The sequence below is a fragment of the Exiguobacterium acetylicum genome (genome assembly GCF_022170825.1).
GTDB classification, from domain to species: domain Bacteria; phylum Bacillota; class Bacilli; order Exiguobacteriales; family Exiguobacteriaceae; genus Exiguobacterium_A; species Exiguobacterium_A acetylicum_B.
Map to the genome: position 1 here is coordinate 753,065 of NZ_CP081878.1, position 12,437 is coordinate 765,501.

General features: G+C 44.2%; 11 protein-coding genes. 6 read left to right on the plus strand and 5 right to left on the minus strand.

What is annotated here, in order from left to right; genetic code table 11:
- Window positions 1–17 precede the first annotated feature (17 nt).
- Window positions 18–2,180 (minus strand): ATP-dependent helicase, encoded by a 2,163-nt coding sequence (locus tag K6T22_RS03925; protein ID WP_238239002.1) that lies wholly within the window; start codon window positions 2,178–2,180, stop codon window positions 18–20.
- A 248-nt stretch (window positions 2,181–2,428) separates the two neighbouring features.
- On the opposite strand from K6T22_RS03925, the gene K6T22_RS03930 reads away from it, so the two are divergent.
- Entirely contained in the window at window positions 2,429–2,917 is a 489-nt protein-coding gene (locus K6T22_RS03930; RefSeq protein ID WP_238239003.1) for a GNAT family N-acetyltransferase, read from the plus strand.
- A gap of 26 nt (window positions 2,918–2,943) precedes the next feature.
- Here the strand turns inward: K6T22_RS03930 and K6T22_RS03935 are convergent, their stop codons facing one another.
- From K6T22_RS03935 to K6T22_RS03945, 3 genes are all read right to left on the minus strand, one after another.
- Window positions 2,944–4,410 (minus strand): glycoside hydrolase family 32 protein, encoded by a 1,467-nt coding sequence (locus tag K6T22_RS03935; protein ID WP_238239004.1) that lies wholly within the window; start codon window positions 4,408–4,410, stop codon window positions 2,944–2,946.
- Between the two features lie 86 nt (window positions 4,411–4,496).
- Complete coding sequence (locus K6T22_RS03940; RefSeq protein ID WP_238239005.1) at window positions 4,497–6,080, minus strand: sensor domain-containing diguanylate cyclase; 1,584 nt, start codon at window positions 6,078–6,080, stop codon at window positions 4,497–4,499.
- Window positions 6,081–6,109: 29 nt separating this feature from the next.
- The gene (locus K6T22_RS03945; protein ID WP_238239006.1) at window positions 6,110–6,574 is read right to left on the minus strand and encodes a GNAT family N-acetyltransferase; all 465 of its coding nucleotides are present in this window, start codon (window positions 6,572–6,574) and stop codon (window positions 6,110–6,112) included.
- Between the two features lie 150 nt (window positions 6,575–6,724).
- Here K6T22_RS03945 and K6T22_RS03950 point away from each other — a divergent pair, with 150 nt between their 5' ends.
- Together K6T22_RS03950 and K6T22_RS03955 are read left to right on the plus strand one after the other, a co-directional pair.
- The gene (locus K6T22_RS03950) at window positions 6,725–7,642 is read left to right on the plus strand and encodes an ABC transporter ATP-binding protein (protein WP_238239008.1); all 918 of its coding nucleotides are present in this window, start codon (window positions 6,725–6,727) and stop codon (window positions 7,640–7,642) included.
- Window positions 7,620–8,363 (plus strand): DUF2705 family protein, encoded by a 744-nt coding sequence (locus K6T22_RS03955; RefSeq protein ID WP_238239010.1) that lies wholly within the window; start codon window positions 7,620–7,622, stop codon window positions 8,361–8,363. The genes K6T22_RS03950 and K6T22_RS03955 overlap by 23 nt, the downstream gene beginning before the upstream one ends.
- 59 nt (window positions 8,364–8,422) lie before the next feature.
- Here K6T22_RS03955 and K6T22_RS03960 read toward each other — a convergent pair whose 3' ends face one another.
- Window positions 8,423–8,995, minus strand: coding sequence for a YczE/YyaS/YitT family protein (locus K6T22_RS03960; protein WP_238239012.1), 573 nt, complete (start codon window positions 8,993–8,995; stop codon window positions 8,423–8,425).
- A 239-nt stretch (window positions 8,996–9,234) separates the two neighbouring features.
- Here K6T22_RS03960 and K6T22_RS03965 point away from each other — a divergent pair, with 239 nt between their 5' ends.
- The 3 genes from K6T22_RS03965 to glpK all read left to right on the plus strand — a co-directional run bounded on the left by K6T22_RS03965 (window position 9,235) and on the right by glpK (window position 12,340).
- Window positions 9,235–9,798 carry a glycerol-3-phosphate responsive antiterminator gene (locus tag K6T22_RS03965; protein WP_023467370.1) on the plus strand — a complete coding sequence of 188 codons (564 nt, stop codon included), beginning with the start codon at window positions 9,235–9,237 and terminating at the stop codon, window positions 9,796–9,798.
- A 196-nt stretch (window positions 9,799–9,994) separates the two neighbouring features.
- Complete coding sequence (locus K6T22_RS03970; protein WP_238239014.1) at window positions 9,995–10,819, plus strand: MIP/aquaporin family protein; 825 nt, start codon at window positions 9,995–9,997, stop codon at window positions 10,817–10,819.
- Window positions 10,820–10,849: 30 nt separating this feature from the next.
- Window positions 10,850–12,340, plus strand: coding sequence for a glycerol kinase GlpK (glpK, locus tag K6T22_RS03975; protein WP_238239016.1), 1,491 nt, complete (start codon window positions 10,850–10,852; stop codon window positions 12,338–12,340).
- Window positions 12,341–12,437: the final 97 nt, after the last annotated feature.

Below are 12,437 nucleotides of genomic sequence, written 5' to 3' on the forward strand. Positions count from 1 at the left end.
GACAGGCTCTTTGTAAATCATAGAATTTCAAGTAAACCATTTTCGGAACAGACTTGTAGCGAGAGCTGTTTTTTCATTCCTTGGTCAAACGAAATTTCTAAGACGTCATCGACCAGGTGCAAGACTGTTCCTGGTCCGAATGCTGTATGGGAAACACGCATGTTCTCGATAATCGGTAATGGAGGAACACTAGCTCTTGCTGCAACAGCAGGACGCTGGCGTTCTTCTTTTCGCTTGGCATCATCCGGTGTGACGAGGCGATGAACATCTTCGACGAATGGTGAGACATCGAACGATTTCGATTTAAATCGATAGGACAGGAGATGTAGCTCGTGTCGGGCTCGTGTCATCCCAACATAAAACAGTCGTGCTGCTTCTTCCATATCATCGAGTTGTCCATTTTTATAAGCCTTGATCGTATCGGCGGATGGAAGAATACCAGCGACTAAATCAATCATGAAGACACGATCAAATTCGAGTCCCTTTGCGCTGTGGAACGTCGAGAGAGTGACTGCATTTTGGTTTTTATTTTGTTTGGCGTTACGCATTAGTTGTTCAAGATGCGTAATTCGTTCGCGAAAGGCGAGTAACGTTGGTACATCGCTCGCGATATTATCAATCGTATTCAGTGTCTCGAGCAGATGATCGAGGCTAAAACCGAGACTCTCACTCATTTTCCGCAAATTCTTTTCATAGCCTAGTTCATGACGAATGAGGGAGAGTGCGGCAGACGGTCGAACAGTCTGAATCGAGGCGAACGTGCGCTTCATTTGTTGAAGTTGTTTCTTTTGGTAAAATTTCATATCGATTTTATTGATGAGTAGATCAAACAAAGACTCACTCGTACCGAACTGTTGTAGTTGGGCAAGTTGAGCTTTCGAGATGTATCCTGCGAACTTCGTATGGATAGTTGCTAAAACCTCGATATTTGTCGGATCTTGTGCGAATGTCATGAAATTTAAAATATCCTTCAAAATCCAATGACTGAAGAATTTATGGTCGACATCCTTAATATAGAACGGAATGTTTGCTTGATCCAAAGCATTCATCACATTGATCGATGAAGCGTTGTTGCGGTATAAGATGGCTACTTCACGGTAATTCGTCTCTGTCCGTAACTGATTCAACAGATAGCGGGTCTGGTCCTCGTAAGTCGATAGCGTTTCTAAGATAATCGGACGAACAGAGGCGTTTTCCGTAAACATCTGTTTTGGATAGCGTGCTTTATTACGCTGAATGAATTGGTTAGCGACCGAGACAATGTCTTGAGACGATCGATAATTTTGTTCCATGTATAGGACTGTCGCATTTGGATACGTGTCCTTGAAGTGCAAAATTTTAGAAGCGTCTGCGCCGCGCCAACTGTATAGCGTCTGATCATCATCTGCAACAACACAAAGGCGGTTGTGTGGTAAGGCTAATTTTTCGACTAATTGGTGCTGGACAAGTGACGTATCCTGACTCTCATCCGTCAAGATATAGTCAAAGCGACGTTGATAATGTTGCAATAAACGACGGTCTTGCTCAAGAATCGTATTCGCATATGTCAACATATCATCAAAGTCGAGTAAGGGATGTAATGGATCACGCGATTTGAATTGTTCATATGCGACATAGATGTCAGGGAAATGTTTGATTGTCGTCGGAACTGCCTTGATTTCTTTTAAAGAAAGGAGGCGGTTTTTGACGAAGGAAATCATTCGTAATAACTCATCCATTTGATCATCAGTGACGACACTTCGATTGATTTCTTGGAAAATACGTCGGAGTAGCATCCTTTTATGTGGTGCATTCGGATGTTGTTGATCCATCGGTCCCTCAATGATCGTATACGAGAGACGTTGCTGTGACGTATGATCCCGAACGACTTGAAAAGCAAAACTATGAATCGTTGAAAAAGCTGCTGTTGTTCCAATTAATTCGTGAAATAGATGATAAAACCGATCCGCCATCTCACGCGCTGCTGCCTTACTGAAGGTCAGTCCTAGAATACGATGTGGTTCAATTTTTTTTTGTAAAATCAAATAGGCAATCTTAAAATTAAGGGTCGTTGTTTTTCCTGAGCCGGGTGAGGCGAGTAACAGCAACGGACCATGGTCATGTTCAATTGCCTGTTGTTGGACAGGATTCAGTTGAATACCAGTCAATTGCTCCATCTGTCCGAAAAAATCTTCATGCATGATACAGTTCACCTCAAGCGTGTTTATTTCGCGTTCATTAAAACGAACTCTCCCTAGTGTATCATTTTTAATGGCGGTAATGGATTACGGAAAGACGAACCGTGGAATAAAGAGACAAGAGACTACTGTATGTAATGTAAAAGGAGTGCCTCTAAAAGACTAGGCAAATGGATGTAAACACATTAAAATGGGAATAGATGTAAGAGATCACTCTCTTGTCTTGTACAAAGAGGGAAGGCGGAATGAGAATGTCTGTAGTAAAATTACACATGTATACGAATGAACATTATGAACAATGTGATGCGTTCATTCTTCCAGAAGAACAAGTCCAATTTACTTCTTTTCCGACGGATGTCGTCACAGATGCGGTTGCCCATCCAGATAAATTCCCGGTTGTCATAAAAAAAGAAGAACTGGTCGTCGGATTTTTTATCCTCCATCTCAATCCCCCTAAAACACATCGGACACATGAACAAAGTGTCTTGTTACGTGCCTTTTCCATTGATGCGCGCCATCAACACCAAGGATATGCAAAAGAAGCGATGATGCAGTTACCGGAGTTCGTTCATCATCATTTCCCGGAAGTTACAGCGATTACACTTGCGGTCAATAAAAAGAATATCGCTGCAAAATCGCTCTATTTCAAGACGGGGTATGTCGATACGCTACAGTCCGTCATGGGGCCGATTGGAGAGCAACACATTCTTGCGTTTGATTTAGAAAAAGCATTTTCCTGAACATATTCAGGAAAATGCTTTTTTGTTCATGATAAATCATAGAGTGAGAGATGAGCAGCGGCCTCACCTGAGAATTCAATACCACGGCTCGATCCTTTCGGGAAAATCCGTCCACTTGCAACGGCTTCTCCATCATTAAGGAAAAGTTCGAATGAAGAACGATCTACGAACAAGCGTAACGTATGCAAGTCCTTCGCAAGAACAGTCGAACGCAAAGTACCAAATGATTCAGCAGGCACTTCAGCGCCTGAACGGCTTCGATCAATCGTAAATTGACGAGACGTAGCATCGTAGTGGAATACCGTCTCTTCTGTTGCCTCTTGACGAACAGAGAAGCGGAATGAATCAGACGTCAGTTTCAGATCTGAAAGGACGAGTTCGAAAATCTCCGCTTCCGCAATCGTCACATCCTGTTCGAAAAGAATTGTTTCGTCAAACAGCGTCTCTTTTCGTAGTTGAGTTAGTTCGCGGACGGGGCGTTGACGAAGTTGTCCGTGTTCAATCGATAGTTCACGAGGTAATGTCAAAGCATGAGCCCAGTTGTAGATATCAGAAGGATAGCTAATGTCTGGTAAGCCCATCCAACCGACGAGAATTCGTCGACCGTCTGCTGCCTCTGTTGTTTGTGGCGCATAGAAGTCAAATCCAAAATCGAGTTCTTGGAACGGCTCATGTGTGAATGTTAAGTCGGGTAAAGTTAACGGTTCACCGATGAAATAACCAGATTGGAAAATATTTTGATAGTTTGCACCATCTGGCTCGATCCCTTGTGGACTAAATAAAAGGACACCGTTTCCATCGAGTTCGAAATAATCAGGGCATTCCCACATATAGCCGAACGTCGGATAGTTCGTCTGTAGTTCACCGAGGAATGTCCAGTGCTCGGCATCTTGTGATTGATAAATGACAGTACAACCCGTTAAATTACTCCGCTGTGCACCAATGATGCAGTACCAAATTCCTGATGCATCTTGGAAGACTTTAGGGTCACGAAAATGTTCTGTATATCCTTCAGGAACGGTTGGAATAGCGGGTGGTAAGTGTTTTTCGATTCGCCCATCCGAGCGAAGATGTCCGACGATTTGACTCGTATGACGATTCCAATCGGCATCCCGCTTGTTACCGGTATACATGATGTGGACTTGGTCATCTTTAATGAATCCACTGCCGGAATAAGCACCATGCGAATCGGGATCGTCATTTGGGATCAAGGCAGCTCCTTCATCAAACCAATGTACTAGATCTTTTGATGTCATATGATACCAGTACTTCAGCCCATGAACAGGTCCGAGCGGGAACCATTGATAGAATAAATGATAGAGACCGTCATGATAGACGAAACCATTCGGGTCATTTAAGAGCCCGGTTGGTGGTTGAATATGATAGGAAAATCGCCAAGGAGACGTTCGAACTTCTTCCTTCATCGCTTGGTAAACGCTCGGATCGACATCCGAGAGGGGACGATATCGTGCTTCACGTGTCCATTGATTCATGCTGACAGCTCCTTGTTGAAAATTTATACGCTTCTCGTTCACCTTACGGAGGAGAGCAACACTTGTCAATCCTCCGTTCCGAATGGTCAATGAACCGACATACATCCTCTACCGTTTTGCTTCGAACGATAGAGTGCTAAATCTGCCCGATGCATGACCTGTTCGAGTGATTCTCCTGTTACTTGTTCAGCGAGTCCGATGCTCATCCCGATGTGGACGGTCTGTTCTTCTAAATGATAGGGCATCGAGACATGAGCAATCCATTGCTCTCCTAAGTATTGGGCTTCTACTAACGATTGTGTCGTTAAGACGATGATGAACTCATCACCACCAAGACGAGCCACGAAGCCACCAGGGGGAAGCAACTGTTCTAGCCGTTGACCGACTTCGATCAGGAGGAGATCACCAAGTGCGTGACCATATGTATCGTTGACGGATTTAAAACCATCTAAATCAAGACAGAGGTAGATAGAATGCGTTTCTGTAGGCAATTGCTCGATGTATTGCGCAAGACCATTTCGGTTCGCAAGTCCAGTCAGGCTATCGCGTTGTGACAGTCGTTCGAATGTCAATTTTTCTTGTTCGGTATGCAGTAACCGATGAATCAGTTGTTGTAAGGCATCTGTTAGCGTTTCGATTTCTCTAATTCCGCGATGATTCGGAAGTGATTTTGATGGATCATCCTGCATTTGTTGTGCAGCATGTGTGATTTTTAATAACGGTCGTGTCAACAGTTTTGCTAACATCCAGCCGAGTACCGCTGTGATGAGAGAAGCAATCAATCCAGCGATGAAAATTGTTTGACGTAAGGCATCAGCATCAGCGAATGCAACTGAAGTTGGCTGACGCACGAGAACCGTCCAACCGAGTCCATCATAGTCCTTATAACCACGGCTTGTGCTTTGACCAGAGACAAATTCTGTTCCTTTCCAGGAAGCGGTCATAGAAGCGTTCGCAGACAGTGTGACATTACTGGGTAATGTCTGACCGCTCCATCCGTTCGGTCCAAGTAAAATCGTTTTTCGATCTTGACTAACGATGAAGACATCCACTTGCTGAAGAGAAGACGTGGCACTCTGGAAACTTTGTTCGATTGCTTTTGCCCATTCGAAGCTAAGATGAGTTGCGAGGACACCGGAAAATCGTCCCTTTTCATATAAAGGTGTACTGATATCGACGAATTGGAGTGGTTCACCACTTGGGTTTGGCAGTAGTTTTGCGAGTAGAACGGCCTCATGGACATCACCAATGAAGGGCTGTGATAAGGCTTGTTGAAAGACAGGTCGTTCTTTGATTGACGTCCCTTCAAGAACCTGATTCGTTGACGCAATGACTGTTCCTTTAGCATCTAAGCGACCAATCCAAGAAAAGTCAGGGATCTGCCGTTGTAATTCTTCGAGTGTCTGACGTGTTTCTACTTTTTGATCTGTTTGTTGAATCGTCGGTAAGGAACCAAGCAACTTCACTTCTGCGTAACGTGACCACATATAATGATCGAGCTTGTCGGATAGTTGGTGAGCCGTCGTTGATAGATTCATCCCGACTTCCGATTGGAGTCGATTTGTCGCGTGTTGACTAATGAAGAAAGTTAATCCGAGCGTCATGCTGAAAAATAATAAGGAAATCAATCCTGCTAACAGGATATCAAAGCGAAGTGAGGGTCTGGACATTGTAGGATACTCCATTCATACGTTTTCATTTATTTTTTCGAATCATACAGATACACGTCTACTTGTTGTTTTCGGTTCGAGATGCTCGTTCGCACGTAGCAGAATCCGTGTTTTTCCCAAAAACGACGAGCTCTTAAATTATCAGGTAAAACCGCGAGATGAATGTGAGGTTCCTGACTCAGGAATTGATCACAAAACGCGGAAAATAATCGACTACTCGTTCCTGTACCGTGCTGAGAAGCATCGAGTAAGAATAAACCAATCCAAGGTGTTCCATCTTTCGGATGCTTCGGTAGGTAGTCAATCAGTAAGACGGGTTCTCCGTCGAGATATCCGATCAGCGATACCGTATCGGGATTTAAGAACTCTTCCTGTAAGGTCGAATCAGAGAGCGGAAGCGTACGTTCTTCCATAAGTGCATATTCGGGAACACTTCGATACAAGGATTGAATGACCGGAAAGTGTTCGCGTGTCACTTCTTTAAAAAGAATCATCTGAACATTCCTTTCCTTCTGATATAAAGTTTCTGTTTTTACAGTATTTCATTTGGAATCGGATTACATATTTGTAAGGAATGGAACTTTTCTTGTTAAAATCACGTACACTAATAGCATAGACAAAATATGAATGAGGAGGAAGAGCAGATGTTAAAGATTGAAAATATCTCAAAGCGTCTTGGAAAAGAGCAAATTTTAAAAGACGTCAGTTTTGAGGTATCCCCAGGCGAAGTATTCGGTTTCCTTGGACCAAACGGGGCAGGGAAAACGACGACGATTCGTATCATCACGGGTCTACTCGAGCAGGATGCAGGGAAAGTCACGGTTAATGGATTTGATGTCGTCGAAGAGCGTTCGAAAGCGTTGACGCAAATCGGAGCAATCGTCGAAAATCCAGCGTTTTATCCTTATCTGACAGGAAAACAAAACTTGATTCATGCGAAAAACTTAATCCCAGGACTCGATCAAGTGGATTATGATGCATTAGCGCGTCTTGTTGGTCTTGAAGGAAAACTTTCAAAAAAAGTTGGAGAGTACTCGCTCGGGATGAAGCAACGACTCGGAATTGCTCGTGCCTTGTTACATAACCCACGCGTCTTGATTCTAGATGAACCGACGAATGGTCTGGATCCGTCAGGGATTGCGGAGCTCCGTGAATATTTACGACAAATGGCGCGTGAGCAAGATATCGCGATTTTAATTTCGAGTCATATGTTAAGTGAGATGGAACAAATCAGCGACCGTTACGCGATCATCGATCAAGGTGTCATCAAGTCAGTCGAGTCCGTTCGAAACGAGACAGGTGCTAAAATTGCACTTCGCGTCAACAAGGAAGCAACGACAGATGTCCTCGATGCCCTTCGCGTCGCAAACTATCCGTCAGAAGTGTTAGATGAGCAAATCATCATCACGGCACCAGAAAGCGAATGTCCAGCGATTGCGCGACTCGTCGTGCCGATTGCTGATCTACATGAACTGACGGTCAAACGATTGACGCTCGAAGAACAATTCTTACAAGTAACAAAGAAAGAGGGGGATTCACATGCTTTCGCTCATACAAAATGAATGGATGAAATGGTGGACGACTAAAAAAGCGAAGATCGTCTTAGCGCTATATGTCGTTATTGCAGTTGGTATTATAATCATTGCAAAGACGAATGATTTTGAGTTCACACGTTATGATTATTATTCATTAACGTTCCTTTTACTGACATCTCTATTAGGAATCATAACGATTGTCTTCACGGCAGAAGCCATCGGGAATGAAGTACGTTACGACACGATGAAACACTTATTAATGAGTCCGTATTCACGAATGACGATTTACTTCTCGAAGCTGATTTTCTCGATTTTGATTATGTTACTCCAATTCGTGTTCATCGCTGCGGTCGTCTACGCAGGCTCATTTGCGTTTTCCGAGGCAGGAGATCCAATTCTGTTCCGTGATACGATCGTCGAAGTTGTCAGTCCGATTTTTACAATATTTATGACGTTATTCTTCTCATTGTTATTCCGTTCTGTTGGAATGATCATCGGCTTCACCGTTCTAGCGCAGTTCTTTACGAGCATTGCGGGTAACTTACTGATTGGTTTCAAACCAGCAATCGCTAAGTGGATCATATTCATGCATTTAGACTGGTCAATGTATTTCAAGGATTCTATGACCTATGGTACGAGTGAAGCGATGGGAACATCTTTGACATTCTCCGTCTTGTTCGTACTGGCTCATATCATCGTCTTATTAGGTGCGTCGATTCTTGTCTTCCAAAGAAAATCATATACGTAAATGAAAGAGCTGCTACTGACAGAAGAATTCATCTATCAGTAGCAGCTCTTTTGCAGTATTTAAGAACTTGTTCGTTTTGGCGGACGTGCCGTGATGGGAAAGAGTCGTTGAAACCATTCGATCAGTGGACCGTTCAATAATAGGAAAATGAAAGTTCCGACTCCGATACCGATCAGTTCGCGTTCGATCAGTGAAAAAAGGCAAGCAATTACAAAAGGAATACCGAGGCTGATCGTTGCTCCGAGCGATGTGCTTTTAAAGCGACTGATCAGTGACTTCATCAAGTAATCCGGTGGCATTAACACGAATCCGATTTGGAGATAGAGGGCGAGTCCGAGTGAAATTAATGGCATACCGATCAACATGTACACGGCACGCATCCATAGTCCTTGTGGTGTATAAATCAATTGATGAATCGATAAGAAGAAATCAATCGCGGCGCCGAAGAGGACGACGAGTGCAAAACTAAGGACGATCGTCCACCAACTGAAGCGGCTCCCAAGAGAAAGTGCTGCAATCAAAGCAAGCACATGTAAGACAATAATTGCTAGTCCGACGGTTAACGGTGAGATGGCCGCAACGGCTTCACTCGCGGAAGTCCAAGGTGCACTGCCGATTGAGGCGGTTACCATGAAGCTGTTTCCTAAGGCATTGATAAGAATCGAAAATAAATAAATGATGATTCGTTTTTGCTGACTCATTGACGTGCACAGACGGTAGGACTGCGCGTTCACCTCCTGAAAAGAAATCGTTTCGTTAAGCTATACCCTAATCGTAGCGCTCTTTTCACTTATTTTCATGAAAAGAGCATTGCCTAATCCTTAGGTTTCACGACATACTTAGGACACATTACGAGTCAGGGGGAGAATGTATGACATATTTTGGACAGAAGATCCTACCTTCCGTTAGAAAATTAGAAGACTTCGAAAAAATGCTCAAGAGCCCGTATGAATATGGCGTCTTGTTAGAGATGCACGTCTCGCGCTTGAAAGCGGTCTATGAAATGGCGCATCGTTACGACAAAAAAATGTTTTTGCATATGGATCTCGTTCAAGGCTTAAAAAATGATGAGTATGCGACGGAGTACGTCTGCCAAGAGCTGAAACCTTACGGCGTCATTTCGACGAAAGCGAGCGTCATCTTGAAGGCACGTCAGAAAAAGGTCAAGACGATGCAACGCATGTTTCTACTCGATTCGAGTTCACTCGAAAAAAGTTATCAACTCATGGAACGAACACAACCTGATTACATTGAAGTGCTTCCGGGATTGATGCCAAAGTACATTCAAGAAGTGAAAGAAAAGACCGGACGTCTCGTATTCGCCGGTGGACTCATCGATACGGTCGAGGAAGTTGAACAAGCGATTGAAGCAGGTGCCTCAAGTATCACAACATCGAATAAGGACTTGTGGCGTCATTTTGAACCACGCTCCTAATCGGAGTGTGAGAAAAATCATTCGGAATGTTTGACAGCGTTTTCACTGATTGTTATAGTAATATCAAGTTGATACAAAGTGACGGAGAAAAGGGAGATTCACGTGTGAGTTCTACTTGAAGAAACTTCAAGTATGAGCTGACGTGGATCTCCTTTTTATGTTGCTTTTTTCACATAAACCAAAAGGAGGAACACATATGTCACCCATTTTAGCTGAATTTTTAGGCACAGCCCTACTTGTCGCACTTGGAAATGGTGTTGGTGCAGGCGTAAGTTTAACGAAATCGTTTGCGAAGGATGCAGGTTGGATTGTCATTACGTTTGCCTGGGGCTTTGCCGTAGCGATTGCAGCATATGCCGTTGGTCAGTTCAGTGGCGCTCATCTTAACCCAGCAGTGACGCTTGGTTTAGCCTTTGATGGTTCATTTGCATGGGCGGATGTACCAGGCTATATCGTCGCTCAAATCGCTGGTGGGATACTTGGTGCGAGTCTCGTTTTCGTGCATTACTTACCACACTGGGCAGAGACGAAGGATCCAGCAACGAAGCTTGGTGTTTTTGCGACGTCACCAGCAATTCCACATACATTTGCTAATCTAATGAGTGAAATGATTGCGACGTTCTTACTCGTCATTGGGTTGTTATCAATCGGAGCGAATAAATTCTCAGATGGTCTGAATCCTTTGATTGTCGGATTCTTGATCGTCAGTCTCGGTATGTCATTCGGAGGAACAACAGGATATGCGATGAATCCGGCGCGGGACCTTGGTCCACGTATCGCCCATTTCATCTTGCCGATTCATGGGAAAGGATCTTCAAATTGGGCTTACTCTTGGATTCCGGTTCTCGGACCAGTTCTTGGTGGAAGTCTTGGCGGATTGTTTTATCGTTCAGTCTTCACAGGAAAAGACACACCAGCTTTTTGGATTGTAGGACTTGTGACAATCATCATATTAGGCTTATGCTATAGATTCGGTGTTCGTCCGAACAAAACAACGTCAGTGGAGTCAAAGTCAGCTTAACTTATTTAGATACAAAAGGATGGGGAAGAGATGGAGAACTACATTTTGTCATTGGATCAAGGTACGACGAGTACACGTGCGATCCTGTTTAACCGTGCCGGTGAGATCGTACATTCAGCGCAACAGGAATTCACGCAGTATTTTCCGAAACCAGGTTGGGTCGAACACAACGCAAACGAGATTTGGGGAAGTGTCCTTGCTGTCGTGGCGACTTGTCTGACGGAGGCGAACGTAAAGCCATCGCAGATTGCTGGTATTGGGATCACGAACCAACGTGAAACAGCTGTCGTCTGGGAAAAAGAAACAGGGAAACCGATTCACAACGCAGTCGTGTGGCAATCGAGACAAACGGCAGAAATTTGTGAAGCCCTTCGAGCAGCCGGTCATGCCGAGCTCTTCCGTGAGAAGACAGGTCTATTGATTGACGCTTATTTCTCTGGTACGAAAGTCAAATGGATTTTAGATCATGTCGAAGGAGCACGGGAACGTGCTGAACGTGGTGAACTCTTGTTCGGTACGATTGATACGTGGCTCATCTGGAAATTATCCGGCGGAAAAGCACATGTGACCGACTATTCGAATGCAAGTCGTACGTTAATGTATAACATCCACGAATTAAAATGGGATGATGAATTACTTGAAATCTTAGACGTCCCTAAAGCGATGCTTCCAGAGGTTCGTCCTTCTTCAGAAATCTATGCTGAAACAGCAGGATACCACTTCTTTGGTGAGGCGGTTCCGATTGCAGGAGCAGCGGGCGATCAGCAAGCAGCATTATTTGGTCAGGCGTGTTTCGATACAGGAATGGCGAAGAACACGTACGGGACAGGTTGCTTCATGTTGATGAATACAGGTGAAGAAGCCGTGAAATCAGACCATGGATTGCTCACGACGATTGCGTGGGGTGTCGATGGAAAAGTCGAATATGCTTTAGAAGGAAGTATCTTCGTCGCAGGTTCTGCGATTCAATGGTTACGTGACGGATTACGTCTCATTGATGATGCTAAAGAATCAGAAGGGTATGCGACACGTGTCACGTCTTCAGACGGCGTCTATGTCGTGCCGGCATTCGTTGGTCTTGGGACACCTTACTGGGATTCTGACGTCCGTGGAGCGGTCTTTGGTTTAACGCGTGGAACGGAAAAAGAACACTTCATCCGTGCAACACTTGAATCACTAGCTTATCAAACGCGTGATGTCCTATCTGCAATGGAGCAGGATTCAGGAATCGAGATGAAGACACTTCGTGTTGACGGTGGAGCGGTTAAGAATAACTTCTTGATGCAGTTCCAAGGTGACATCATTCAAGCACCAGTCGAACGTCCGGAAATCAATGAGACGACAGCGTTAGGTGCAGCATATCTAGCAGGACTAGCTGTCGGGTTCTTTGAGAACCGCGAACAGATTGCGACGCAATGGAAAAAAGAACGTCGTTTTGAGCCAAACATGGCAAAAGAAGAGACGGATGCCCTTTACGGTGGATGGCAAAAAGCTGTTCAAGCTACGATGTTGTTCAAATGATGTGATCTATGTTATAGTAAGGTCAAGTTAATAAATCGGTCGGAGAATATGGAGAGACCACAGCAGCAGTTGACATAGTCAGCGTGTTTGTTGTGGT

What these genes read in the sequence shown, in the direction of transcription:
- glpK (WP_238239016.1), top strand. Translation starts at nt 10,850, where the DNA reads ATGGAGAACTACATTTTGTCATTGGATCAAGGTACGACGAGTACACGT.
- K6T22_RS03950 (WP_238239008.1), top strand. Translation starts at nt 6,725, where the DNA reads ATGTTAAAGATTGAAAATATCTCAAAGCGTCTTGGAAAAGAGCAAATT.
- K6T22_RS03960 (WP_238239012.1), bottom strand. Translation starts at nt 8,995, where the DNA reads ATGGTAACCGCCTCAATCGGCAGTGCACCTTGGACTTCCGCGAGTGAA.
- K6T22_RS03925 (WP_238239002.1), bottom strand. Translation starts at nt 2,180, where the DNA reads ATGCATGAAGATTTTTTCGGACAGATGGAGCAATTGACTGGTATTCAA.
- K6T22_RS03970 (WP_238239014.1), top strand. Translation starts at nt 9,995, where the DNA reads ATGTCACCCATTTTAGCTGAATTTTTAGGCACAGCCCTACTTGTCGCA.
- K6T22_RS03945 (WP_238239006.1), bottom strand. Translation starts at nt 6,574, where the DNA reads ATGATTCTTTTTAAAGAAGTGACACGCGAACACTTTCCGGTCATTCAA.
- K6T22_RS03955 (WP_238239010.1), top strand. Translation starts at nt 7,620, where the DNA reads ATGCTTTCGCTCATACAAAATGAATGGATGAAATGGTGGACGACTAAA.
- K6T22_RS03965 (WP_023467370.1), top strand. Translation starts at nt 9,235, where the DNA reads ATGACATATTTTGGACAGAAGATCCTACCTTCCGTTAGAAAATTAGAA.
- K6T22_RS03930 (WP_238239003.1), top strand. Translation starts at nt 2,429, where the DNA reads ATGTCTGTAGTAAAATTACACATGTATACGAATGAACATTATGAACAA.
- K6T22_RS03935 (WP_238239004.1), bottom strand. Translation starts at nt 4,410, where the DNA reads ATGAATCAATGGACACGTGAAGCACGATATCGTCCCCTCTCGGATGTC.
- K6T22_RS03940 (WP_238239005.1), bottom strand. Translation starts at nt 6,080, where the DNA reads ATGTCCAGACCCTCACTTCGCTTTGATATCCTGTTAGCAGGATTGATT.